Raw genomic sequence first — 23,428 nt, 5'->3', positions numbered from 1 at the left:
GGCGCTGGAGGACGACTTCAGGCTGTGTCTCCTCGTAGGCGGCGACGGTGCCGTTGATGGCTTTGGCGGCCTGCCGCATGGCCCGAGCGGCGTCCCGCAGGGGCTTGACCCGCTTGCGTGCCCGGGCGGCAGCGGAGATGCCCCAGGGCAGGTCACCGTCCAGGCGGCGGGCCTTGAGGTCGGCCTGGATGGCGTCGGCGAGGGCGTCGTAGGTCTGGGCGTCGGTCAGCAGGGATCCGCGGTGCTGGGCCTGCCAGCCTTCGCGCTGCCCGGGCAGCGCGAGGGCCTGCACCCCGGTGGTGACGCGGGTGGCGATGTCCTTGCTCATCAGAGATTTCTCCTCGGGGTGGTGGGGTGATCCGGATCGGTGGGAAGCTGCGGGTTGGCGTCTCGGCGCCTTCGCCGTGTCCCCGAGCTGTCGTCAGCAGTTCGGGGGCCGGCGGAACCGTCGGACAGTGCGTCGTGCGTGGTCAGGGGCGGTAGCCGCCGGCGATGAGCGCGACGGCTTCCTGGCGGTACTTGGAGGCGGTGTCCGTGGACGACACGTTGAACTCGCGCTGGACGTCGGCGATCGAGACGACCCGGCACAGCTCCCGGTGCATGCCGTCGGCATCCAGGCCGACGAACACCGCGCCGGCCGCGAACGCCATGCGCGCGACCTTGCGGACCGCCCGTTCGCGCGGCGTCAGCTTCGCGACGTCCTCGATTTCGGCGGCGCGCTGCTCAAGTTCGGCGGCGGCGAGCCGCCTTTCGGCAGCGGCGTACTCGGTTTCGGCTTCGCGCTTGCGGGCCGCCTGCGTGTTCGCGTCGGCGGTCGCCTTGCGCTCGTTCTCCTCGGCCGTGAGCCGGTCGGCTTCGGCAGCGCGGCGGCGGGCTTCGGCAGCAGCCCGCTCTGTTTCGGCGGCGACCCGATCGGCTTCGGCAGCACGCTGCCGGGCCTCCGCGATCTCTGCCGTTTCGATGGCCTGAGCCTCCGCCGCGGCGACCCGGTCGGCCTCCGCAGCCGCCTTCCGCTTCTCAGCGGCCTGGCGCTCCAGCTCGGCCGCGCGGACATCCGCGGCGGCCTTCGCCTCGCGCTCCTGGGCTTCCTTGCGCTGTGCCTCGGCCTCGCGGGCTCGGGCCTCAGCGATCAGCGCGGTCTCCAACGCCGCCTCTTCCAGCTCGGCGGCCCGCTCCGCGGCGCTGGCCTGGGCACGGGCGTGGGCACGGGCCTGGGCCGTCTGGCCCTCCACCCGGGCACGGACGGCCTCCAGCTCGCCGTCGGCCTCCAGCCGGTCGGCCTCGGCCTTCTTCTGCGCGAGCTCCCGCCGAGTCTCCGCCTCCAGGCGCCGGCGCTCCGCCTCCTCTGCGCGGGCCTCAGCAGCACGTTCCTGCTGCTCAGGCATCGCGAGGGCCTGCGCGACGGTGTATCCGTGGGGGGCCATCTTCATCGGCAGCAGTTCGTCCTCGGTGGCCTTGCCGAGGTCGCCGTCGTACTTGCGCTTGAGCCACTGCTCGTAGCCGATGAGCTCCTGCTGGCGCCGGATCATTTCCGGGTACGAGGTGACGTTGTGCAGCCGCATCCGGCGGTAGAACCGCGGGGTTGCGATGGGGGAGAGGATCCAGCGGTGCAGCGGGATCCGGTCGGTGACCGTTCCCGCCTCCAGCCTGGCCTTTTGGATGATCAGGCGGCGGGCGGCCTCGACGCCGATCACGAACAGGATCGGCATGACGCCGTGACTGGCGGCCTGCACCGGGTCTGTGCCGATGTGGCCCTGTGAGCTGGCGTTGAACCAGATCGTCGCGCCCGTCATGGCGTGGGCGGCCATCCGCAGGAGCGGCCACGGGGTGCCCTTGCGGATCAGGTACAGGTCCAGCGCGAGGAACGCGATGATGCTCGCGTCCACTCCGACCGGGAACCAGGGGGCCAGTTCCTCGCTGAACCCCCAGCTCAGGGCGACCTTCGCCAGGGTGCTGTAGGACATCGCGAAGCCGATGACGCCGACCAGCGTGCCGCCGAACGCGGCGACGAGCGACAGGGCGGTCATCAGCCGGTCGCGAGTGGGCTTGATCGTCTTCCGCTTGTCCGGGCTCGAAATGCCCCGGGCCGTACCCGAAACCTTCTCGGGTGTGCCCGAAGCAAGGCCCGGTGGGTGCGAAGCGGGGGTGTCGGGAGCCGCGCTCTGCGGCATGTCGGTGATCGTCATGGGGGCCTCCGGAAGGGGGCGTTCTGGGCGGGGTCGAAACGGCGGCCGGTGCTCCCGAAACGCAGAGGGTGCGTTCCCGAAACGGCGGCCGATGCGGAAGGTTGATCACGAAACTGGCACCGGCATTACCCGCTCCGGGCGCACGAAAAGGCCAGCCTCCCGAGGGGCGGGCGACCAGTGCGGGGGAGCGCTGCGGGGCGGGCCCGAAACCGTCTGCCACTCCCGCCGGGCGGGAACGAAATCAGTTCTCGGGGAACCGCGCGCCGTGCCGGATGAGGTCGGCGGTGGTGATGCCGAAGTGGCGGCATCGGTCGATCAGCGGCCGGAGCCTGTCGCTGTGGGCGCGTGTCTCGGGCGAGCAGACGCCGTACCGCTCCTGCGTGGCGAACAGCTCGTTGAGCGCGGTCGCGGTGCGGGCGGCGTGCCGCTCGAAGCGGCCCTCGCTCACCCACTCCTCCGCGATGACGTGGAGGGTGGTGCGCCAGCTGCCGTCGTAGTCGTCGGGGTCGATCGGCGGGATGTCGCTGCCGAAAATCGCGAAGGCGGCGGCCTGGGCGGCGGCTTCCGTGCCGGGCTGGAGCGGGGTCATCGTCGTGGCCATGAGGGCCTCCCTCGGCTGTCGGTCCGGGCTGTCCGGCTCCCCGTCACCGCCCGTCCCGGCCGCCGTGGTGCAGCGGCCGGTGCGGGCGGATCAGGCAGCCGCCAGACCGGATCAGGCGGCCTTGGTGCGGTTGCGGGCGGCGCGGCGCTTGATACGGCGGCGTTCGTCCTCGCTCATGCCGCCCCACACGCCGTGGGCCTCGCCCAGCTCCAGCGCCCAGGAGGCGCAGCGCTCCAGCACCGGGCACCTGCGGCACACCGACTTGGCTTCCTCGATCTGCAGGAGTGCCAGGCCGGTGTTGCCCATGGGGAAGAACAGCTCGGGGTCCTCCCGCGTGCAGGCGCCGTCCTCGCGCCAGTTGGTGTTGACCGGCAGGTCGGCGTCGGGGGCGTAGCTGGTGCGTACGATGGAGTCGCGATTCATCAGGGCCTCCAGAAGGTCCAGAGCAAGAAGTCAGCCCCGGGGTGGCCGCCCCGGGGCTGTTGCGTGTTGTGGCGGCCTGACGGCCGGAGCGGGCGGGAGCTCCCGGCGCTCTCCGCCGGCCCCGGCCGGGAAGGCGCGGGGACGACGGGCAGGGCCGGGGGCGGCGCTGCTGGATTGGCGGGCGGTCAGCGGCGGTTGTTCTCCGACCGGCGGTTCTGCTCCGCGTTCTTCCGCGACAGTTCCTCGCGTTCGGCGTCGGTGAGGCTGGTGATCACGCCGCCACCTCCCAGCCGGTCGCCGACGGCGCGGTGTTGAGAACGAGGACCAGGGCGACATCAACGCGGGCGGCGTCCTCGGGCTCGTAGCCCTCGGCGTCGTCTTCGCGCTCGATCTCGTCGATGATCCCGGCCCGCGGCCGCGCCGCGGTGCGTGTCATGCTGTGCTGCATCAGGTCCTCCAAGTCAGGTCCTGGACAGCCCGTCGGGCCGCAATCCCAAGGGCTGTCGCGATCGCTCCCCACTCGGGGAGCTGACTGCTTGTACGAGCAGCCACGGCCCCGGCCGCCCCTCTGCGGGGTGGCCGGGGCCGTGGTCGTTCGTCCGGAGCGGGTCAGCTCGCGCGGCGCTCGGGGTGCAGCGTCGTGAGCGGCACCGGCGGCGCTCCCAGCGGCGCGGCACCGGCGGGCAGCTGCGCGCGGCGGGTGTCGGCGTCGCGGACAGAAGACTCGGTCGCCGCCCACTGTTCCTTGCGCAGCAGCCACAGTGGCCGGCCGTCGCCGGGCTCGTCGGCCGCCGACGTCTGCTTCTGCGCGGCGATCTGGCTGACGGCCGGGGCGACCGCGACCTTGAGCTTGCGCCGCACGGTGGTCCGGCGGCGGTGCACGGTCTCCGAGTTGCCGTCCGTCAGGCGCTCCTCCCACTTCCGGACCGTGACGTCGACAAGAACCAGGCGGTTGCTGCCCAGACGGCACCGGACGGCCGCGTCCTCGCCCGCGCGGCCGGTGTCGTGCGGCACGACCTTGGGGCTCTTGGTCTGAAGGCCGGTGATCGGCACCCACGTCTCGCAGTCGGGGCAGACCAGCGATGCGCAGGCGGGACGGAGGTCGTACTGGTGGGGCCGGAGGGTGGAGAGGGCCAGCGTCGGGCGACTGTTAACGGTACGGGAGCGGGTCCGGCTGCGGCGGGGACGGGCAGTGCGCTCAAGGGTCGAAGCAGACATCTGAACTCCTCATGGACGGAGCGACGGGGACGCGGGTCGCGATGCTCTCTCCGCCCTCCGGGACGCACGACACGAGGCCGGCGTCCCGCAGGACAGACAGCGCACAGCGCTGTGACGTGCACACAGTTGTCGCGGCCGTCAGGCTCCGGAGGAGTTCGATGGTGCTCTCGCGCCCTCAGCGAGCTGAGGACTACTCCGGCCGCCCCAGAGGACGGACGACTACCTGGGCAACTTCGATATCGAAGTTGCAGTACGATGGTGCGCAATCTCTCTATCGATGTCAAGGACTTCGATAGAGATGTCCCCTCCTACCGCCATTCACGTCGCGAGCCGAGCTGACGCTGAGCATCGAAGCCCTTAGGATCGCTAGCGAAGTTAGGAGACACATGGCAGGCGGAAAGGGCTCTGAACAGCCCAGATACCTCCAGATCGCTGACGAGCTGAAGGCTGCGATCGAGCGAGGGGACTACCGACCCGGTGATCGACTGCCGGGGGAGAACGCCCTTGCGCCGCAGCACGGCGTCGCCGTGATGACGGCTCGGCGGGCACTGCGCGCCCTCACCAACGAAGGCCTCGCGGAGTCTCGCAAGGGCGCGGGGGTGTTCGTTCAAGCCTTCCGTCCCATCCGGCGGCGCGGCATCCAGCGTCTGGCGCAGGACCAGTGGGGCGCCGGAAAGTCGATCTGGTCCGCCGACGAGGACCGGCCCCTGACGGTCGACCAGGTCTCCGTTCAGGAGGTCGTTCCGCCGGCGCACATTGCCGAGATGCTTGCCCTGGACGCTGGCGAGACCGCCTGTGCCAGGTCCCGACGCTTCGTCTTGGATGGCCGGCCAGTCATGCTCGCCACCTCGTACCTGCCCTACGCCTTGGTGGAAGGTTCGGCGATCACCCAGGCCGACACCGGGCCGGGAGGAACCTACGCTCGCCTCGCTGACCTCGGACATAGCCCGGTTCGCTTCCGGGAGGAGATCCGCGGACGGCTGCCCACTGCTGAGGAAGCAGCCACGTTGGGCATGTCTCCTGAACGCCCTGTCCTGAAGATGTGCCGGACAGCCTTCGATGCTCAGCGGCGAGTTGTTGAGGTCAACGAGATGACCCTCGACTCCGCCTCGTACGTCCTGGACTACGAGTTCGATGCCTGACTGCAAGCAGGAGTCGATGCGGGCACGGCACTGTGGTGTGCCCAGGCTCGCCATAGTTCCTCCGGCCGGTTTCGCGGGTGTGGATCAACAAGCAACAGCATCCGTACCAGGGACCTTGAACGAGATGTCCGGCCGTGGCAGTGGTGTAGCAACAGCGTGGCAATAGGGCCGCTGATACCTGGAAGGTGACCGCCAAGGGGGTGTGTAGTGATCGCTGTGGACAGGTGGACAGGTGAGGAGGCGCTGCTGTTGCGGTCGGTGATGCGAGCGTCTGTGCGCGAGTTCGCCGGCCGCCTCGGCATCAGCCCCCGGACCGTCTCGAACTGGCAGCGGAACAAGACGAGCGTCTGTCGTCCCCAGATGGCGCAGATCCTCGACACGGCGCTCCTCCAGTGCACGCCGGCTGAGCAGGAGGCGTTCAGTGTCCGTCTGGCAGCGCTGCGTGGAGCGTCAGTCCCCCTCAACGCGGGGTCAGCAGCGCGTCCGGCACCATGCACGGTCGTCTCTCACAAGTTCTTGCCGGTGTACCTCGGTGAGTGCGGTGCGCCTCTCTACGCTGCGGGTTCGCCCAACGAGATGGGGCCAGGCGGCTTGGAGCAGCGAGTCCTGCCAGCGGACCACCATTCCGCGCAGTCATCGACGGTGCACATATACGCCTGCGGTGTCGCTGTCGTACATCTCGAGGAGCACCACCACCTGGAGTCGTTAACCGAGTTGGCGTTGTGGCGTTACCGCACGTACCTGAAGGAGCCGGGCTGGGCAGGGGAGTGGATGGCCCGCGTTTTGGCCCGTCACAACGACGACAAGAACCCACCTGCCCAGTCGCTCGTTCCGCAGTACGTGTTGTCGGCCTACGAGCTCCGCACGCATTCCTGGTCAAGCGTCGGCCTGGATACGGCTCTCCAGCTGCTCGCTACACCATCAGTGCTGGTCAACCGCCAGAATCCAGCAAATGTGATGCCGCTCGGGCCAGGGGTGGAGGAAGCCAAGTTCCGTGAGGGCTGGGCTCACCCCGAGGCCGTGACATTCGACGGTGGAGTCTCCCGCGGTGTCGTCAGCTGGTCTGGTGTCGCCTATCACCCGCAGCAGGATGAGCGAGCCCTGACCATGAGCCAGATCGTGGCCCTTGAGCTCGACGTACAGGCTCTCTGGGCCCTCTCATCACACGTCCTGCACATGATCGAAGACGGCCAGGACCCGGTGATGCCAACGGCCTACGGTTGGCGCTTTCTGCGCAGCGCATACTTCCGGCTCACCACTGCACGCCCCACTGAGACCGCCCAACACCGGGTGATGCGCGAGGCCATCCTGGCCACCAGCGAACTTCCTGATCGGCTGCGTGCCGCCCAGGACGCTCTCCGAGACAGCAATCCGTGACGGCCATGTGGAAGGCGGAGTGGGTGGACCCTCGATCGACAGCGCTGCTGGTCATTGATGTGCAGCAGGGCTTTGTCAACCAGCACAGCCGCGGAGTCATCCCTGCGGTGGTTCGGCTGGTGGAGGGCTGGCAAGCAGCTGGCGCTCCTGTGGTGCTGTCACGGTTCCACAATGAGCCCGGATCGCCGTACGAGACGATCACGGGGTGGACGCGATTGCGTACTCCCGAGGAACAAGCTCTCGTTGCTGACCTGGCTCCCTTCGCTGCCGCCGCCACCGCGGTCATCGACAAGTCCCAGGCGTCAGTGTTCACCTCCGAGGGCGCCCGGACCATCCATGAGGCGGGTTGGACCGATCTGGTGCTGTGCGGCATCGACACGGATGCGTGCGTATATGACTCCGCTGTCGCTGCCTATCAAGCCGGATATCGGCCCTGGATCGTCACCGACGCTTGTGCCTCGACCGGCGGCGCCCGCTACCACGACGCCGCACTCCTGCTCGCCGCCCGGAACATTGGCGCTGAGCAACTGGTCACGAGCGAGGTTGTCTTGTCCCGAATCAGCGGCACGCAGGGAGCTCACGCATGAACGCACCGCACGAGACAGATGTGCTGGTAGTCGGCGCCGGCCCGTCAGGCGTTGCGGCCGCGGTGATGGCGGCCAGTCTGAGCCTTCGAACGGTCATCGTGGAGACTGACGCAGTAGGCGGCAAGCTGCATGTCATCGGGGCGCTGGAGAACGTCCCTGGCGACTGGTCGACCGGCCCGCAACTTGCTGAAGCTTTTGCCGCCGACCTGGACCGCCTACAGCAGACGGGCCGATGCTCCGTCGTGCAGGGCCGTGCGGTCAGCGTCACCGGCTACGACGACCGGGCCGAGCTCGTACTCGAGGACGGACGCGCACTGAGTGCACAGCTGATCGTGGTCGCCACCGGCGTGGCCACCCTGGCTCCGTCCGATGCCGACTGGATCAGCGCTCCCGCATGTGTGTCCGTACCTCTGCTGTGGCGCACCGAGCCTGCAAACCTTGCAGGCCGGACCTATGTTCTCGGAGGGGACCGTCCCCTCGGAACATGGCTTCGCACCCACCCGCACTCCTCAACGACGCTTCATGTCCTTTGTCCGCCAGCGGATGACTACAAGATCGTAGAGGTCGCGGGGGACGAGCGCGTGCGGATCGTGCCTGTCTCTCACGTCGTCCTGTCGCCGATGGCCTACGGAGACGAGTGGAGCTTGCAGGTCAAGGACCGGCAGGGGGAGCGCAAGTCCTACGTCGCCAAGACGGTGTTGAACAACCTCGGCAACACGCCAGCGGGTTTGGACGGCCTTGCCTCGAGCGAGGACGGCTATTGCCCTCCCGACAAACAACACCCTCGGATCCGAGTCGCCGGTGACTTGAGGTCGGCCCAGTTCCAACGCGTCACTACGGCGCAGGGCTCTGGGGCGGAAGCTGTGCTCGCGTCCTACTACGCCTCGGTTCTAAAGCCATGCTGAAGAATGACGCCCACCCCCTATCGGCGTATCGCTGCACGCTAGCCGAGATCGATCCCGTGGTGTATCTTTCAGGGACTCGGTGATCATGAGAGGTTGGGGCATGTCCAACGCGGATCCCATGCAGCGGGTCAACGCTCTCCTCGAGGACGTCCTGCCGTCGCCGCGCGTACGTCAGCAGCTGCGTCTCGCTGCAGGGCTCACCCAGCAGGAAGTCGCGGACGCGGTGGGAGTGAAACGCCTGGCCGTAGCCCGCTGGGAGCTAGGCCAGACCCACCCTAGGCGACCCCATCGCGCCGCCTATATCCACCTACTCAAGGGGCTCGCGGAGCGTTTCCCCGAGGTCGCTGAGCTGAACGCAGGCAGCACGACGCCGGCCTCCAAAAGGGGGTCGGGATGACCTAGCGGCCATCGGCCGCGCGCGCCAATGAGGTGGACTGCAATCCACTGCGGCCCCGCGCGACCCGTCTCGCCGACCATCAGGTCGGCCGCCCAGTCCCCGGTTGGCGCCGGTTCTGGGCTCCAGCTCATCGAGCTGGGTCTTCATTCCTTCGCAGTACCCCGCTTTGGCAAGCGGGTTGTTCCACCCGGTCCGCTTGGCAGCGGGCCACCCCGGCTCTCCAGAAGCCCCTTTGGCAGGGGGCCTCTGTTGAGCCACCAGCGTCACCCCGGGTTCCGGCGGCTTTGGCAGGCCGTTCGGTGCTCGGGACTCCGTCCGTACAGAGCGCTCGGCCGTGGTCGGGGCCCTTGGCAGGGGCCTGGTCGCGGTCGAGGCGATCCATGTGAAGGTTGGTGTCTCGCCATAGTGCACGAGACATGTGTCTCCTGTCAGCTCGACCATGTCCGATTCGACCGGATTCGAGCTTCCCACGCTTCCCGTGTGATGGAATTGGCAGCACTTGTTTGCCCTGTTCACGGCATTAATCACGAAGATGCCTCGGGTTGGAGTGTCGCACCGACCCCGGGCCGGCAGACCTATACCGAGAGGAGGACCCCTGTCCTCCTGGCGGCACCGGCCGCCGCGGTGCTCCGGGGCTCCGTCCCGTGGGGCGGGACGCGATCGGAAGTTCCTGCCCGCCGGGCGGGAGGGATTGGAGGTCTCGCTGGTTCCTGGCCTCTGCCCACGGACGGTCCGCGCAAGGCTGCCGAGATGATCTCTTTCTCGTCCGTTCGGGTGGGCCGATGAGCGCCGTGGTGGCATCGGCCGCCGTGCTCCCGCGCCCGCGCACGAAGTCCGCCGGTGGGGCGTCGCGTCGTCGGCTGCGGGCGGTTCCGGCGCAGGCCGGTCCGATCCTGCCGCTGGAGCTAGGGAACCCGCTCCAGCTGTCGAAGTCGATGCGGGCCAGGCTGCTCGCTGCGGTGCGTGCGCTGGTGACGTCTCCGGCGCTGGCCGGTGCGTCGGACGGCGCGCGGCTGGCGTCGGTGGTGCTGACGGCGAAGTCGAAGGTGGCCGACGACTACCAGGCGTCGATCTGGGCGGCGGAGCTCGGTCGGTGGCTGGGGGTGTCGCAGTCGACGGTCGCACACACCGTGCTGCCCGAGCTGCGCGCTGCCGGGTTCCTCGGCTCGAACGTCGCGACCAACAGCTTCGGGCACGCGACGGGCCTGGAGTGCTGGGTGATCCCGATGTACCGGGCGCAGAAGGCCGGCGACCGGCGGCACCCGCTAGCGCTGTCGCGCTCGGAGCTAGCGGTGCTGCTGAGCCTGTGCGAGGTGCTGTTCGGTCCGGGGTGGGCTCCGAAGGACAAGGCGCCGGTCCCGGCTGGGCTGCTCGCCGGTCGTACGGGCCGGGGTGCCGCGACGGACCGGCTCGGGCTGCTGTTGATGGTGCTGACGACGGGTTCGGCGGGTTGGCTGCAGCTGTGCCCCGGGTCGGTGGACACCGGCCGTGGGCGTCCGGCGGCGACGGTCGGGCAGCTGCTGGGCTGCACGGCGGCGGCCGGGGCGAAGGTGCTCAAGCGGCTCCAGGAGTACGGCGTCGTGGAGGTGGTGCGCAAGGAGAGCGGCTCGGGCCTGAACGCGCAGTCGCGGGTGCGCCTGGTGCCGGTTGCCGAGGCCCACGGCGTGGCCGTGCAGGAGGCTCGCCGGGTCGCTAAAGCTCTGATTACAGACCTCGCTGGTACTGCATCCGGAGATCTTGAGTCCAGCGAGACGGGCGAGGCCCTTGTAATGACTGGGATCGAGGGCGCCGGGCAGGGCGATATGGCCGGATCGGCAGACCTCGCCGTAACTGCACAGCACCACGCTTCCCACGCTTCTGGGGTTACTCCTGGTGGTTTTCTCGCGCTCTCTGGTGGCTTTTCCGGCGAAGGCCGTGGGGCTGAAGGCCGTCGGCCGGAGCGCGCGTGCATGCGCGAGGACCAGGCCGACCGTGCCGAGTCTGCGCCGTCAGAGGCCAAGGACGGCCCGCTGCGCGGGGAAAAACTTCAAGAGTCCCCGGTCAATGAGCGTGCTGGGCGGTGTGCTGCCGGGGCCGTAGCCGGTGGTCGGCTGAAGGCCGTGGGTGGTGGAAAGGCGCAACAGCAACGGAGGATTGGGCTTCCGGCTGATCTTAGTCTGCGGGTGGCTCTGGGGCCGGTCGCGGGGCTGTGGGAGCGGCTGTCGGGCTGGCAGCAGGACCAGGTCGAGGCGGCTGTGAAGGCGGAAGCGAAGCGGCTGGCGGGCATGCTGGAGCGGCCGGAGAGGGCCCCGCAGCTGCTGGCCGACCGGCTCACCGACCGGCTGGAGGAAACCGGCGGCAATGCCCTGGTCGACCGCCCGTTCCCGTGGCTGATCCGGCGGGGCCTTGCGCAGCGTCAGGCCTGCTCGGACCCCCGATGCGACGACGGGATCCGGCTGGACACCGGCGGCGAGTGCGAGAACTGCAACAACGTGCTCCACATCCGGCGTGCCCAGCGGGCGAAGATCGCGGCGGAGGTCGACCGGGAGCTGCCCGGCCTCGGTGGGCGCGAGCGCCGCCAGGTCCTCGAGGAGCGGCTGCGGGAGCACACCCGGCGTGAGGCGCAGCAGGCAGGCGCGCGGCACGACCGAGCGGTGGCCGAGGTGGAGATGCGGCGGGCGGCCGCTGCCCGCCGCCAGGCAGCAGAGGAGGCTGTTGCGCTGGAGCGGTGGGCGGCCGCGTGCGTGGAGTGCGGTCTGCCGGGTGCGGCGGGGTTGTGTCCGGAGTGCACCTACCGGCGGTGTACGGACGATCTGGTCCAAGAGGCGGTCGACCTGGCGGTCGCCGTGCGGGCGGATCTGGATGACCCGGCACAGATCGCCGCGCTGTCGGAGCGCTGCGAAGCCGACACCCGTGCGCTGCTCGATGACGTGTGCCGACGCCAAACCGGGACCGATCAAGGGGTGCTGGCGTTCACCGCCCGGGAGGTGGCAGAACGGATCCGTGACGAGCGCCGGGCGAGCGCGCACAGCCGACTGCTGCGGAGTGAGGAAGCCGACGCCGAGGCTGAAGCCGTGTACGACACGATGCTGCGCCGCCGCCCTCGCGGTCATGGGGCCGCGGAGGAAGCGGCAGAGGAAGCCCGTCGACGCACTGCGCACTACTTGCTGGAGCGCAAGCTCGGGCTGCTGCGGGCCCAGCGGGCGCGGATGCAGGCCGGACGGGCACCGAAGCGGGTTGGTTGATTGATTGCCGTGGTGTCAGCTGCGGTCGCTAACGAGCTCGTGCACGGTAGGCGGTGAGGCGTTGAGCTCCGGATCGTCGATCATGGTCGTGTGGTGGGGAACGCGTCTCGTGCAGCGATCATCAGCGACCGGAGGATCACGGGCCTGTCGGCCGGCGTGATCGCTGAAAGGTTCTCAGCTCCCGTTACGTCTGCCCGGACACCGGGCTGGTGCGGCTGTCGTACGGGCAGGCCCGTGCCCTGCTCGACGCCCACACCGCGGTCGGCGGGGCGCCGGGCACGGGCTGGGACCTTCACGAGTACCGGCACTCCGGCCTCACACCTCGGCGAGGCCGGGGCTAGCCTGCCGATGCTGATGGCGAAGTCCCGGCACAAGAAGCCAGAGAACGTACGGCGCTACTTCCACCCCTCGGCGGAGGCGATCGCCGAGGTCACCAGCCTGCTCGCTCCCGGCGGCAGCAGGCGCTGAAGCGTGCCCGTCGGTGGCCTGCCAGGGTCCCGTGCGGGGAATCAGTGGCCCATCGAGGTGAGTTTGTCTCGCAGCGTCTTCAATTCCTTCGAGACGGTGACATCAGGGATGCTCATGAGGCGGTCCACCAGCGCGGCATTCTCGTCCAAGCAAGTGGGGATGTCGATGTTCTCGATGACCCACGTGTCGCCATCGGGGTAGAACTCAGCATCGCCTCCTGTGTCGACCACAGCGATGGGGCCGACAGTGGTCTTGGTCCCGTCGTGCTCGAAGACGATGTCTACCACTCCGTACCACGGGTTCTCCCATCCGTGGTTCTCCGGCCCCATGGTGAGGGTCAGACGATCGAGCTTGTTGTCCTCGACCGTGAAGCTGATGTCCTTCGACTGCTCATAAGGCGTCTTCGGCAGCCGGTCGGGCAGGGGGAAGTCGTAATTCATGGAGATCGCCAGCTCGCCTCCGATCTGATGGCACCCCGGCAGTACTCCGGCTTCACGAACCCGCAGCGTAGCTTTGGTGATCAGAGACGGGCCAGGGGCCCGGTTCTCAAACGTGATGTCCAGATGCGGGCCCCGCAGATCCGTGAGGGCCTCTTGTCCCTCATCGGTCTGCTCCTTGCCGTCGATGCCCTCCTTGATGTAGGCGGCGATCCTCGCGACCTTGAGATCGGGTTGGCGGGCTGCCTCTGACACACCCGTGCTTGCTTGTACATCTCCGCTCTTCGCCTGCGACTGCCCCGACTCGGAGGAGTCGTTGCCGTAATAGATCGCGAGAACGATGCCCACGACGGTAGCGACCAGGGTCAGCAGGCCGATGAGATTGGGCTTGTGCCTCCATCTCGATTCCGGATCGCTTGCAGGTGCAGACGGGGTGCCGGTCGCCGAAGGCGCGGTTGGCGCCCCTGCCGAGGCCGACGGGGTGGCCGACGAACCGGCTGACGTTGCTGCTGTCCCCGGCGGCGGCGTGGTGGGGGGAGTCGGAGGAGACTGTGGAGCCGGCGCGGGGGCCCCTAATGCCCCCTGCGCGCCTGGTGCGGCAGCAGGAAGCGCCTGAGCACCCGCTCCATCGGCCGCAGAGCTTCCGCTCGCATTTCCGCCGGTGGTGCCTGAAGAGTTCGGCATACGTAATCCCCCTAGCCACGTGGCCCAAGTTCCGGTGCGGAGAGGAAGATTATCGAGGATCTCGTGTGCCGATCGGAAACCTCCGAGACCGCTGCTCCTTGGTGTCATTCGTCGTCGGTGGCGTCCTTATCCCGCAGCGGGCGCAGCTCGCCGGACAGCTCAGGAAGCTGGAACGAGTACCGGCCGAGCATGTTGATGTGGTGCCGCACGAACGGCGAGAGGCGGGCGAGGTCCTCGTCGCGGACGTCGAAGCCGTCCGCGCGCAGCTGGTTGACCGCGGCGTCCATGAATTGGGTGTTGAACAGCACCAGGGCGTTGAGGACCAGACCGAGGGCGCCGATCTGGTCCTCCATGCCGTCCTGGTAGCGCTGGTAGAGCTGCCCCTGCCTGCCGTGGAAGTTCTTCCGGGCGAGGGCGTGGCGGCCCTACTGGAGGTTCGCCTGGCTCTTGATCTGGCGGCGGTAGCCGGGCTCGTCGGCCAGACGCAGGATATGCAGGGTCTTGGAGATCCGTAGTCGAGCGCTGCTTCAACCGCCTCAAGGGCTTCCGCGGCATTGCCACCCGATATGACAAGACCGCAACCGGAGCGCCCGCCGGCTGCTGGGTAAGATCATTTTTAAGACGGACCCAGTTCGCAGGCGTTTGCATAGTGCCCCTCGCGCAGAAGTCTTCTGTTGGTACATGCAGGTACTTACGTGCGGGTCACAACTTCAGGCCGTAGGTGCCACTGCCCGTCAATCAGACTGCCGGTCAACGACGACCCCCAGGGGGCTGAGCAGCGTGGTACCAGGGGCCTTTGCCGGCCCCTGGACCCCGCTGCCCCCGCCACTTCCCGGCGCGAACCCGTTTCGTGGTGGCCCAGGCCGTACGCGCCGGAAAGCGGCGGGGTACGGGTGGCGGCGGGACCGAAGACTGGCACCACCTCGCGCAGTCGGTATCTGAGTCGACTGCGAAGCGGCTGCGTGCTCGATCGTGGGTTCAGGTCCACTCGTCCCATGAGTTCCGCAAGGCTCGACGAGGTGAGCTTGGCCTTCCGCCGAACTGACAGTGCTCGGTGGTTGCACGTGCCGGGATGTGCACGGCGGGTTCCTGAGGTAAGAGAGCGCAGCCGTTAACAGGCATCTGACCTGCGCAGTTACCTCGAACAACCAAGATCGTAAGAACTGGCAGGCAGTTCTTACGGCAGCAGAGGGCGATCAGGAGAGCTGAGTGAACAGATCCGGCAGCCGTGTCACACAGTCGCATGAAACGTGCACCACGATCTCACCGCCGCGGACAGCGATCCTGCAAGCGGCCACCCAGACCTGACGACCCGAGCACCACGATCCTGCAGCCGTAGCAGATTGACGTGACGTACATGAGAGGGCAGCAATGCGGCTGGGCTGGAGGGTGCGACTCCTGAGCGCGTGAGCAGGCGACACGGCCGACAGGCTGGGCTGATTGACTCCCTGCTCATGTACGTTAAGTTCATCTGGTCGGCCTCGCAGCCGCCTTTCATGAACCGTCCGACAAGCCCCGTGCACGGAGGACCCGTTGGGAGCAGTACGCAGGCTGGTTGATGCCGAGACTGGCGAGGCGGTCCCCTACGCGCCGTACGCCTTCTCCGGCAGGCACACCCAGGTTGACAAGGCACGCGTCGAGGCAATCACCGAATCCAAGGCGTTCACGCCCAGCCAGAAATTCCTCGTCCTGTGGTGGATCGGCGTCTCACCCGAGGGCATGGAACCGTTGAGAGCCACCGGGGCCGACATCGCCAAGCGGGTAGGGATGTCCACCGACGCTGTCGGGAAAATCAACAGGAAACTGGCCAAGCACCGCATCCTGATCGTCCGCGGACGCATCGGCAACTACAACTTCTACCGGATCAGCCCGTACATCGCCTTCCACGGAACGGGCATCGAACAGCGTGAAGCGGTGAAGACGTGCAACCCGCCGGACATCCCCGGATTCAACGAGAACGTGCCTGCACGGTGGGAGGCCCAGTGACCAGCAGCGACGACAAGCAGAAGAACCTCGAGCTGCTTGAGAAGACCGCCGGCATGACCGCCAACCAGCGTCTCGTCGTCATGCTCTACGCACTGCACCCGACCGACCGGTCCGGAGCCGTACTCGAGACCGCCGCCAACCTGGCCAAACTCGTCGGAATGGCCGCGCCCGTCTTCTCCCGCACTCGCAAGCAGGTCATCGAAGCTGGCTGGCTCGAGGAGACCGAGAGGCTTGGCCACATCAGGTACTACAGGCTCGACCCCAAGCGCATGGGCGAGCACGTTGTCATCCCTCTCCGCCGCGCAACCTGACGCTCCTCAGGTCGTCCCTCATTGACGTGAAGTACATAAGGGACGGCGTGCAGAACCGTTCCCCTTGACCACCAGGCAATCTCTGCTGCAGGTCGAGGCGGCTGAGCCAGTGTGTGACCGATGCTGAGGGCGGCAGCAGCACTGTACGCCTGCGCGTACGCCGAGTCGTGGAACCGTACGAAGATCGGGGCAGCTCTACTTCCGCGACGGCGGCCGGCGGGCCTACGGCCTGGAGGTGGAGTTCACCGACGCCGAGGCTCGACGTGCAGCTGCTCAGCGATTTGCGCTCAGTGGCATCCCCCCCGGGGCCCCGCAGTACTGCCCTCCTGTCGGCTGGATCGTGCCGTGTTGTGTCCGTGCTGGTCGGGTACGGCTTCGGCGATTGGCCGTTGTGGAGGGGGCTTCGGGGTGGGCAAGGCGAGCCGGGGTAAGCGGGAGCGCAGCAGGGACAGAGACGGGCAGTGGACCGCGGCTGCCGCGGCGCGGGTGGCACACCGTCTGCGGGATCAGACTCAGCGGTGTCTGGCTGGTAACCCGTGGGTGCAGATGACGATGGCCTCGAATATGAACAACGTGGTCAGCGAGCTGTATGCCGTGCTGGCGAACAGCAATCTCACCGATATGCCGGACAAGCCCGTGGACATCGAGCGGGACGCGGCGTTGTCGATGACGCTGGGCAAGCAGGGCCATCCACCGCCGTGGCCCCGGTCGGCGGGGGAGGCCGCTGCCTGGCAGATACGCCAGATCCAGAAGCTGCTGAGGCAAGCGGAGATCCTCGTCATCTCTCCAGCCGCACACGCCGCGGTCATGGCTGCGGCCGCCACCCTCGAACCAGCCGACATCAGCACCCTGGACCGCGACCGGGACATCTCCATGCCCACCGGGCTGCTGGTGCTGCCCGAACCGATCGTGGTCGTCAACCGCACCGGGACACTCTCGGACACCCGGGCGTTCGGCTGGCAGTTCATCACCCAGCACCAGATCCTGCCCACCGCTCGGTATCCGGGTGTGCGGGTGACGACGTTCATGGACCGCGATGGCCCCGTGCAGCCGGCCGGATGGCGGCAAGCGGTCTCCCAGGCACGCGCCTCCGGCAATCCGCTGCCGCCACTGATGCCGGACGGCATGTACGGGATGCGCGGCGATGCCTGCCTGGCGGAGGAGAGCACCGAGACGCTCGCTGACCTGTCCGAGTTCCACCGCCAGATGCAACGGGCCCTCACCCAGGCCTCCCAGCGGCGTGCAGAACCGGTCCCCGAGACCGGCGAATGGGCCGGCGGGCGGGTGGACGACCCCTACGACGACTTCGTAGGCCGCTACATGTTCGCCTGCTGGCGCCTCCTCGCCCAGGGCGTCACGGCTGTCAGCCCCTCACACCCCGCGCCTGCGATGCGCACGACCGCAACTGGACTGGACGGATCCGCACCGCGGGACCCCGATGTGCGGGTCATCCGGCTTGCTGCGCCCTCGCCTCGCCCGTCGGAGCCGGCCGGCGAGACGAAGCGGGTGTACCACCACCGGTGGCCAGTGCGGATGCACAAGGTCCGGCAGTGGTATCCCAGCCGCCAGGAGCACCGGGTGATCTGGCGAGGCCCGTACATCAAAGGACCTGCCGACGCACCGCTGATGACGGGCGAGAAGGCATACCTCGTGGATTCGTAGCTGCGCCTTGATGTCCCGCGCCGAGCCGGTCACGTGCGCGGGTTTCGCGGACTGAGCAGACGCACCTGAGATCCGCGCCGTGTCCAGCATCGTGCCGAGGTGATGGCGGCGTGCCACGACCAGGGCCTGCCAGCGCTGGCGGGTGGCTGGCTCGCTGTCGATTCAGCGGGCGCCGGATGCCTGATGGGGAGCGAGGTCGGCCATGAAGGCGGCGATGTCGCTGTAGTAGGCGAAGTCGCCGCGGGTGTTCTCCTCCAGCCGGGCAATCGTCATGGCCACCTGGTCCTGGTCGTCGCGGACGGCGTGGTGGAAGGCGAGGGCGAGGTCCAGGGCGAGCTCGGTGTACGTCACGCCCGCTGTGCGGATCTCGGCGCGTAGCATCTGAGCGCGGTTGTCTATGTCGGCGTCGGTGCGGCCGGCGTCGCGGGCGAGCGCCGCGATATGGGTGATCAGGGTGGTGGCGCGCAGATCCACGCCGGCCAGAAGCTGCTCAAGGATGGAAAGGCTGACTGCGTATCGCGCCAAACGGAGCGGTAACTTCCATACCCTCTTTGGCCCTTGACGCATAAAGCGGGCTTCTGAGTGCGAGACTCTCGTGGAGGCCTGGGGGCATGCGTGACATCAAACGGGGGAGCTGGCAGTGGTAACGTTCAAGCCGCGGATCTTCATCGGGTCAGCGGGCGGGGCCAAGGACATAGTGCATGCACTGCACGAGGTTCTGTCTGTTGCAGCTGCCCCCATCGCTTGGTACCACGACGATGCTATCGCCGCTTCCAAGACTGTGATCGAGCGGCTGGATAAAATCGCACACTCGGAGGTCGATGGTGCTGTCCTGGTCCTCACCACTGACGATCTTCGTAAGCGAGACGGAATCCAGTCTTGGACTCCGCGGGATAACGTCATTTTCGAATTAGGCCTATTCATCGGCTCGGTTGGCAGGGACCGCACATTTGGTCTTCTCTGCAGTCACTGCGCCAAGAAGCTGACGCTGCCCAGCGACCTTTTCGGCGTCACCTGGGTTGAGTACCAAGACCCGCGGTGCAACGGGGCTTTACCATCTGGGGATACAGTCGCGTATTTGAATCAGCTCGCTACCGCCGTTCGTCCTGCCGCCGATCGGATCTTGAAAGGTCTAGAAGCAGCGAAGGTAGCTCCTGTGCGGGCACCGGGGCTTCCCGATCTGGTCAAGGCCTATCCGATGCGGGGAAGCGTCCCGCGTCACACCTGGAACGAGGTGTTGCAGAACGCTAGCCAGCATGTGTGGCTCTACGGGATGGCTGAGCACGGGTACGCCGATGATGATGAGGTTCCCGAGCTTCTGACGAGCGCAGCACGGAGAGGCTGCGAGATCCGTGTGCTCCTACTTGACCCCGAGCACAGCGGAACCCTCATGGTCGACCGGGAAGAAGGAAACCCGTCTGGGACCATCGCTCCACGGATCAGGGCGGCTATAGCCCGGTTTCAAGTTATGGCCGAAGCCTGCGGCGGCAACATGAGAGTGCATGTATATGACGGGCCGCCCACGGTCAGCATTGTACGAGGTGACGACCGCATCCTCGTCACACCCTATGTTCGGTATATCTCCGGCGACAACACGCCCACTTTTGAGCTGGAAAGTGCAGAATCAAATGGCATGTTTGTCCGCTATGCGCGACATTTTCGGAAAGTATGGGACGAGTCGCGGCCATGGAAAGGGTGAAAGATGTTCGCTATGAAACGTCGCTTTCGCAAGCAAGCCGCTAAATGCACCATGGAGGATGCGGAAGTGGTCGAGACAGAGGTGATCACAGAGGGTCCCAAGCGGTTCGTGCACGAGAAGGTGCGCATGCCGGACGACACGGAGATCGATTGGTACTACATCGACACGCCAGACAGTGTCATGATCGTGCCCATCACCGCAGACGGTGACGTCGTACTCATCCGGCAATATCGCCACAACCTGAAGACACATACGCTCGAGCTTCCGGCTGGCACAGTCATGCGCGGGGAGAGCCCGAAAGATGCTGCCCTCCGCGAACTCTGGGAGGAGACCGGGTTCGAGCTGGATCCGCAATCTTCCCTGGTTGACCTGGGTAACTACTTCGTTCTCCCCTCGGAGACCAACCGGAACGCCCACCTGTTCCTGGCCCCGTTGGTACTCGCGGCCACCACAGAGCCGCCCGGCGACACGCAGATCGAGAAGTACTTCGACATGAGTGTGTGCTCCCTACCGCTGACCGAGGCCCTCGCCGGGATCGGTGAGGACATTCACGGCATTGAGACTGCCGCAGCGCTACTCATGGCAGCGCACGCTATGAAGGAGAACCCCTCCTAACGACGGCACAACCACGGGCTCTTGTACGGCACACCCAACGGCGTGTGATGCCTAAGAGCGCGCATGCCGCGACTTCGCGTCTGCGTACCGCGCAGAATTGGCGCGCTGTCGAATGCGCTAACCACACACTCGCCCAAACGCGGGAGCACCTCGGTGACAACACCACCAGAACCGAACCGCGGCGACATACTCGAGCTCTACAAGCTCGCCGTGGAGATGGCCGACCGCGTGTCCACTCGCCGGCGCGGCGTTGCGGTCCATGGGTGGGCGTCTTCCTAGGTCATCCAGAGGCGTAGCGACCAGAAGAGGAGGCCGATGATGCCGGAGCCGGTGCTGTAGGCGGCGCCGCGCAGCAGGTAGCGGGTCAGGGTGTTGCGACGGTTTGCGTTCCGGCGCTTGTTTCGCCGGCGGGAGGGCTTCCAGGGTCCGTGTGTTTGCGGGTGCTGGGGGACGGTGGTCGGCTTGTGTTGGGTTCGGGTGCGCTTCTTGCGGGATGCCGTTGTGCGGGCGGCTCGGCGCGTACGCTTGGGCACGGGGACGCTCTCTTTCGTGAAGTGGTTTCCCGGGCGAGGAGTTCGCCTTGCGGTCGGTGGCCTCGGAACCGGTGACCGTGGGGAGGGCTCCTCGTCTGCTGTGCGGGTCAGGTGCGATGGTCGGCCAGGTGGTGGAGGCGGTCGGCGATCTGCCGTTCGGGCCGGCACACCAGGGGCTGGTCGTCACTGTGGTGCAGGGCCAGCCGTAGGACCTCGTCGAGCAGGGACGGGTGCGCGGTCGGGGGCCAGTGCTCGTGCATCCACTGGGTGAAGCGGGCGGTGCCGAGGAGGAACTCCTCGTCGAGGTCGATGGCCTGCAGACGGAACTGGTCCAGCCAGTGGATGGCTTGGGCGCGGGCGCCTTGTGCGGTGTGATGCAGGTGGAGGCAGTAGGTGGCGCCGAGGTGGCCTGCACCTGCTGCCAGCTCCCACCAGAACTGGGCGCTCTGGGGGTGGCCGGCGAGGTGGAGCATGCAGCCGAAGAGCTGGGCGCCGTCGATGTCGAGGTCTTCGAAGGGCGGGTGGCGGTTGCCGTCGCCGTCGTCGCCGAGGCTGGCGGCGAGTTCCTCGACATGCCGGGCCGCTTGGGCGTCTTTGAGGTAGAGGCGGGTCAGGACGGAGAGCTGGCGGCGGGCCCGCGTCACCAGGGCGGTTTCCTGAGCGCGGGGGAGCGGGGACTTGCGGGCGAGTCGGCGCAGGCCGTCGGCCTCGTTGAACGGGCGGCGGCGGGCACGCAGGGCGTCACCGGCCTTGGCAAGGATCTCTTCGACAGTGTCGGCGGGACGGGATCGGTTGAGTTTTGCTCTGCTCACGGCGTCAGTCCTTCGTGTCCGTCTCGCTGCCATCGCCGGTGATGGCGTCGCTGTCCTTCTTGAGCAGCGTGGGCACGGCCTGTTCGATGCGCTGTTTTCCCTGGCGGCAGTGGTAGTTGACGGTCTGCTCGCTCAGGCCCATGTACCAGCCGATGCGCTGCGCCGAGAGCCGGAGGATGTAGCGCAGCACGACTGCGTCGAACTGCTGGGGCGGGAGACCGGCCAGGGCTTCGAAAACACCCTGCTCGCTGTTGAGGCGGCCCAGGCCCTGCCGGTAGGTGTGAAGGCTCCGGGCTATTGCCGCGCGCTCCTCCGCAGCCTGCCGGTACTCCTCCACGGTCTGGCGCATGATGGCCCAGACCTGCTGCTGCATGTTGCTCTCGACCAGCAGTTCTTCCCAGTTGTCCCGCACCCGCGTCATTGCGGTGTGCACGGCCTCCTCGGTGGCCTCGTCGTCCTCCAGGACGACGAAGGCGTAGTCGTGGAAGGCCTCCTGGTCGGACAGGTACAGCGCCTGGTAGCTCAGGGGCAGGTGGGTGTAGGTGCCGATCGGGTCACCACCGCTGCCAGCACTGGCGTGCTCTGCGTACTCGTTGTCGTTCATGTCTCCTCTTCGCGCGAGGACAGATAGCGCCCCCCTCGCCCGGGCAACAGCGCCTGGGCCGCGCCTACATGACGACTACTCAAGCGCGCCGAACGCCCGATCGCTCATGGACGAGCAGGCGAATTCCGCCCTCATGATCACGGACAAGACATTCAGCACTAAACTACTGCCCGGTAACACGCAGTGATCTGCTGTTTTCAATTAGTCATATAAACGGTGAGAGGAGCGAGCCCCGCGATTGTGCCCCAGCTCACACCGGCGCTCGCGGGGGCGTGAGCTGGGCTGGGACACGCACGAGTGGAATACGCAGAACTCGTTGACGGCAGGGAGGTCACGGACGCACACCGCGCCCGCCCTCGCGGCCATCGTGGCGTCCAGTCCCGAGCTGTGGCGGCCACAACGGACCCCCTCGTCGGCGGCGCTGCACCGGTCGCACTGCCTGAGATCTCGGCATAGACCTGGACCGTGGTCCTGATTCCGCCGGTCCAGCCGATGCTTGCCGAGGCCCGCTCCGAGCTGCCGCCCGAGCGGGCGCTGCCGGGCGGACTGGCCTTCGAGCAGAAACCGGACGGCTACCGCGCGCTCCTCTTCGCCGGACCCGGCGGCCATGCGTACCTTCAGTCCCGAAACGGCAGCGGCCTCAGCCCCGCGTTCCCGGAGATCGCCGCTGCCGGCCGGGCCCTGCGCGTGCCGCTGGTCCTGGACGGCGAGCTCGTCGTCGCCGTGGAGGGCCGCCTGGACTTCGGCCAGCTCCAGCAGCGGGCCCGGCGCCGCGGCGCCGGCGCACGACTGGCCGCCCGGGACAATCCCGCGCACCTGATCGTGTTCGACATCCTCGACACCGTCGACGGCCCGCTCCTCGACGAGCCGTACCGGGCCCGGCGCGCACTCCTTGAGGAGCTCTTCGCCCACGGGGTGCTGGCCGACCCCTTCGTGCTCTGCTCGGCCACGACCGACCGGGCGACCGCGGAGGACTGGCTCGACCCCGCCTGGGGCGCCGCGGGCATCGAGGGCGTCGTCGTGAAGGGCCTGGCCCAGCAGTACCAGCCGGGCCGCCGGGGCTGGATCAAGGTGCGGGCCCGTGCCAGCGCGGAGGCCGTGGTCGCCGCCGTCACGGGCCGGGTGACCGCGCCGTCGACGCTGCTGCTGGGCCGCTACGACGCCCGCGGCCAGCTCCGGTTCATCGCCCGGACGGCACCGCTGTCGGCGACGGCCCGGCGGGAGGTCGGCGCCCTTCTCTACCCCGGCGACGACAACCACCCCTGGGAGCAGCGCCGCTTTTCCGCCGGCTGGGGCACCCGCGAGGCCATCGACCACCGGCCGGTCCAGCCGGACGTCGTCGTGGAGTTCGCCGGGGACACCGCGGTCGATGCCGGCCGCTACCGGCACCCGGTGCGGTACCTGCGCGTCCGCGACGACATGAACCCCGAGCAGCTCCCACCCGCCGACCCCCGGGCCTGAGCTTCACGGCTCAACGTCGTCTAAGGGCGGAACAGCTGTTACTCACTTTCGGGTGACGGTGACTTCCCGCCAGGGGGTGCCGTGCCATGGCGGAAA

The 23,428-nt window shown here is 67.7% G+C and carries 22 protein-coding genes and 3 pseudogenes; 14 read left to right on the top strand and 11 right to left on the bottom strand.

All coding sequences use genetic code 11. The annotated features are described in order from the left end of the window. The 6 genes from CCN29_RS11430 to CCN29_RS11405 form a co-directional block, all read right to left on the bottom strand. Nucleotides 1-328: hypothetical protein (locus tag CCN29_RS11430; protein WP_143661311.1), on the bottom strand; the 328-nt coding region annotated here is incomplete at its 3' end. A 142-nt stretch (nt 329-470) separates the two neighbouring features. After that, a complete protein-coding gene (locus tag CCN29_RS11425) occupies nt 471-2,186 on the bottom strand; it encodes a DUF2637 domain-containing protein (RefSeq protein ID WP_086681399.1) in 1,716 nt (571 codons plus the stop codon). Nucleotides 2,187-2,427: 241 nt separating this feature from the next. After that, nucleotides 2,428-2,787: a hypothetical protein gene (locus tag CCN29_RS11420; protein WP_442538325.1), complete on the bottom strand. Its 360-nt coding sequence runs from the start codon at nt 2,785-2,787 to the stop codon at nt 2,428-2,430. Nucleotides 2,788-2,898: 111 nt separating this feature from the next. Continuing rightward, nucleotides 2,899-3,210, bottom strand: coding sequence for a WhiB family transcriptional regulator (locus tag CCN29_RS11415; RefSeq protein ID WP_086681396.1), 312 nt, complete (start codon nt 3,208-3,210; stop codon nt 2,899-2,901). A 271-nt stretch (nt 3,211-3,481) separates the two neighbouring features. Then, nucleotides 3,482-3,670 (bottom strand): hypothetical protein, encoded by a 189-nt coding sequence (locus CCN29_RS35790; RefSeq protein ID WP_086681393.1) that lies wholly within the window; start codon nt 3,668-3,670, stop codon nt 3,482-3,484. 149 nt (nt 3,671-3,819) lie between these two features. Continuing rightward, nucleotides 3,820-4,263: a hypothetical protein gene (locus tag CCN29_RS11405; RefSeq protein WP_442538324.1), complete on the bottom strand. Its 444-nt coding sequence runs from the start codon at nt 4,261-4,263 to the stop codon at nt 3,820-3,822. Between the two features lie 551 nt (nt 4,264-4,814). On the opposite strand from CCN29_RS11405, the gene CCN29_RS11400 reads away from it, so the two are divergent. From CCN29_RS11400 to CCN29_RS11370, 7 genes and pseudogenes are all read left to right on the top strand, one after another. Then, nucleotides 4,815-5,570 (top strand): GntR family transcriptional regulator, encoded by a 756-nt coding sequence (locus tag CCN29_RS11400; RefSeq protein ID WP_086681386.1) that lies wholly within the window; start codon nt 4,815-4,817, stop codon nt 5,568-5,570. Nucleotides 5,571-5,777: 207 nt separating this feature from the next. Then, nucleotides 5,778-6,947 (top strand): helix-turn-helix domain-containing protein, encoded by a 1,170-nt coding sequence (locus CCN29_RS11395; RefSeq protein WP_086681383.1) that lies wholly within the window; start codon nt 5,778-5,780, stop codon nt 6,945-6,947. Then, the gene (locus CCN29_RS11390; RefSeq protein ID WP_442538323.1) at nt 6,944-7,534 is read left to right on the top strand and encodes a cysteine hydrolase family protein; all 591 of its coding nucleotides are present in this window, start codon (nt 6,944-6,946) and stop codon (nt 7,532-7,534) included. The genes CCN29_RS11395 and CCN29_RS11390 overlap by 4 nt, the downstream gene beginning before the upstream one ends. Further along, the gene (locus CCN29_RS11385; protein ID WP_086681380.1) at nt 7,531-8,439 is read left to right on the top strand and encodes an NAD(P)/FAD-dependent oxidoreductase; all 909 of its coding nucleotides are present in this window, start codon (nt 7,531-7,533) and stop codon (nt 8,437-8,439) included. The genes CCN29_RS11390 and CCN29_RS11385 overlap by 4 nt, the downstream gene beginning before the upstream one ends. 85 nt (nt 8,440-8,524) lie before the next feature. After that, nucleotides 8,525-8,836, top strand: coding sequence for a helix-turn-helix transcriptional regulator (locus CCN29_RS11380; RefSeq protein WP_442538322.1), 312 nt, complete (start codon nt 8,525-8,527; stop codon nt 8,834-8,836). Nucleotides 8,837-9,618: 782 nt separating this feature from the next. Further along, nucleotides 9,619-12,060, top strand: a complete 2,442-nt coding sequence (locus CCN29_RS11375) for a hypothetical protein (RefSeq protein ID WP_086681374.1) — start codon at nt 9,619-9,621, stop codon at nt 12,058-12,060. 167 nt (nt 12,061-12,227) lie between these two features. Continuing rightward, a pseudogene (locus CCN29_RS11370) lies at nt 12,228-12,528 on the top strand (site-specific integrase); the annotation flags it as partial. A gap of 41 nt (nt 12,529-12,569) precedes the next feature. Here the strand turns inward: CCN29_RS11370 and CCN29_RS11365 are convergent. Together CCN29_RS11365 and CCN29_RS11360 are read right to left on the bottom strand one after the other, a co-directional pair. Then, on the bottom strand, nt 12,570-13,313 hold the full coding sequence (locus CCN29_RS11365; RefSeq protein ID WP_086681371.1) for a hypothetical protein: 744 nt from the start codon (nt 13,311-13,313) through the stop codon (nt 12,570-12,572). A gap of 440 nt (nt 13,314-13,753) precedes the next feature. Further along, nucleotides 13,754-14,161, bottom strand: a pseudogene (locus CCN29_RS11360) (Tn3 family transposase); the annotation flags it as partial. Between CCN29_RS11360 and CCN29_RS35785 the strand changes: the two are divergent. The 4 genes and pseudogenes from CCN29_RS35785 to CCN29_RS11345 form a co-directional block, all read left to right on the top strand. Next, nucleotides 14,155-14,247, top strand: a pseudogene (locus CCN29_RS35785) (IS5/IS1182 family transposase); the annotation flags it as partial. The pseudogenes CCN29_RS11360 and CCN29_RS35785 overlap by 7 nt on opposite strands. 935 nt (nt 14,248-15,182) lie before the next feature. Beyond that, nucleotides 15,183-15,635, top strand: coding sequence for a MarR family transcriptional regulator (locus tag CCN29_RS11355; RefSeq protein ID WP_086681367.1), 453 nt, complete (start codon nt 15,183-15,185; stop codon nt 15,633-15,635). A 53-nt stretch (nt 15,636-15,688) separates the two neighbouring features. After that, on the top strand, nt 15,689-15,946 hold the full coding sequence (locus tag CCN29_RS11350) for a replication initiation protein, RepL2 (protein WP_086681421.1): 258 nt from the start codon (nt 15,689-15,691) through the stop codon (nt 15,944-15,946). A 564-nt stretch (nt 15,947-16,510) separates the two neighbouring features. Beyond that, nucleotides 16,511-17,608, top strand: a complete 1,098-nt coding sequence (locus CCN29_RS11345; RefSeq protein WP_442538321.1) for a hypothetical protein — start codon at nt 16,511-16,513, stop codon at nt 17,606-17,608. 162 nt (nt 17,609-17,770) lie between these two features. On the opposite strand, the gene CCN29_RS11340 is transcribed toward CCN29_RS11345, so the two are convergent. Beyond that, nucleotides 17,771-18,133, bottom strand: a complete 363-nt coding sequence (locus CCN29_RS11340) for a hypothetical protein (RefSeq protein WP_086681364.1) — start codon at nt 18,131-18,133, stop codon at nt 17,771-17,773. A gap of 115 nt (nt 18,134-18,248) precedes the next feature. Between CCN29_RS11340 and CCN29_RS11335 the strand changes: the two genes are divergently transcribed. Both CCN29_RS11335 and CCN29_RS11330 read left to right on the top strand, forming a co-directional pair. After that, a complete protein-coding gene (locus CCN29_RS11335; protein WP_442538320.1) occupies nt 18,249-19,307 on the top strand; it encodes a TIR domain-containing protein in 1,059 nt (352 codons plus the stop codon). A 12-nt stretch (nt 19,308-19,319) separates the two neighbouring features. Further along, nucleotides 19,320-19,922 carry an NUDIX hydrolase gene (locus CCN29_RS11330; protein ID WP_442538319.1) on the top strand — a complete coding sequence of 201 codons (603 nt, stop codon included), beginning with the start codon at nt 19,320-19,322 and terminating at the stop codon, nt 19,920-19,922. Between the two features lie 640 nt (nt 19,923-20,562). Here CCN29_RS11330 and CCN29_RS35780 read toward each other — a convergent pair. Continuing rightward, entirely contained in the window at nt 20,563-21,267 is a 705-nt protein-coding gene (locus CCN29_RS35780) for a hypothetical protein (protein ID WP_086681356.1), read from the bottom strand. Nucleotides 21,268-21,271: 4 nt separating this feature from the next. Next, nucleotides 21,272-21,871: a sigma-70 family RNA polymerase sigma factor gene (locus CCN29_RS11320; RefSeq protein ID WP_086681353.1), complete on the bottom strand. Its 600-nt coding sequence runs from the start codon at nt 21,869-21,871 to the stop codon at nt 21,272-21,274. Nucleotides 21,872-22,336: 465 nt separating this feature from the next. Here CCN29_RS11320 and CCN29_RS11315 point away from each other — a divergent pair, with 465 nt between their 5' ends. Further along, complete coding sequence (locus CCN29_RS11315; protein WP_442538318.1) at nt 22,337-23,332, top strand: ATP-dependent DNA ligase; 996 nt, start codon at nt 22,337-22,339, stop codon at nt 23,330-23,332. Nucleotides 23,333-23,428: the final 96 nt, after the last annotated feature.

The organism is Streptomyces pseudogriseolus, assembly GCA_002154585.1.
In the GTDB taxonomy this organism is placed as follows: Bacteria; Actinomycetota; Actinomycetes; order Streptomycetales; family Streptomycetaceae; genus Streptomyces; species Streptomyces pseudogriseolus.
The sequence above is the reverse complement of the archived record's forward strand: the minus strand, read 5'-3'. Positions and strand labels throughout refer to the sequence as shown.

Coding starts and splice junctions, on each gene's coding strand:
- CCN29_RS11385 (WP_086681380.1), top strand. CDS start 7,531: ATGAACGCACCGCACGAGACAGATGTGCTGGTAGTCGGCGCCGGCCCG.
- CCN29_RS11330 (WP_442538319.1), top strand. CDS start 19,320: ATGAAACGTCGCTTTCGCAAGCAAGCCGCTAAATGCACCATGGAGGAT.
- CCN29_RS11320 (WP_086681353.1), bottom strand. CDS start 21,871: ATGAACGACAACGAGTACGCAGAGCACGCCAGTGCTGGCAGCGGTGGT.
- CCN29_RS11420 (WP_442538325.1), bottom strand. CDS start 2,787: ATGGCCACGACGATGACCCCGCTCCAGCCCGGCACGGAAGCCGCCGCC.
- CCN29_RS11425 (WP_086681399.1), bottom strand. CDS start 2,186: ATGACGATCACCGACATGCCGCAGAGCGCGGCTCCCGACACCCCCGCT.
- CCN29_RS11375 (WP_086681374.1), top strand. CDS start 9,619: ATGAGCGCCGTGGTGGCATCGGCCGCCGTGCTCCCGCGCCCGCGCACG.
- CCN29_RS11400 (WP_086681386.1), top strand. CDS start 4,815: ATGGCAGGCGGAAAGGGCTCTGAACAGCCCAGATACCTCCAGATCGCT.
- CCN29_RS11415 (WP_086681396.1), bottom strand. CDS start 3,210: ATGAATCGCGACTCCATCGTACGCACCAGCTACGCCCCCGACGCCGAC.
- CCN29_RS11380 (WP_442538322.1), top strand. CDS start 8,525: ATGAGAGGTTGGGGCATGTCCAACGCGGATCCCATGCAGCGGGTCAAC.
- CCN29_RS11350 (WP_086681421.1), top strand. CDS start 15,689: ATGACCGCCAACCAGCGTCTCGTCGTCATGCTCTACGCACTGCACCCG.
- CCN29_RS11345 (WP_442538321.1), top strand. CDS start 16,511: ATGAACAACGTGGTCAGCGAGCTGTATGCCGTGCTGGCGAACAGCAAT.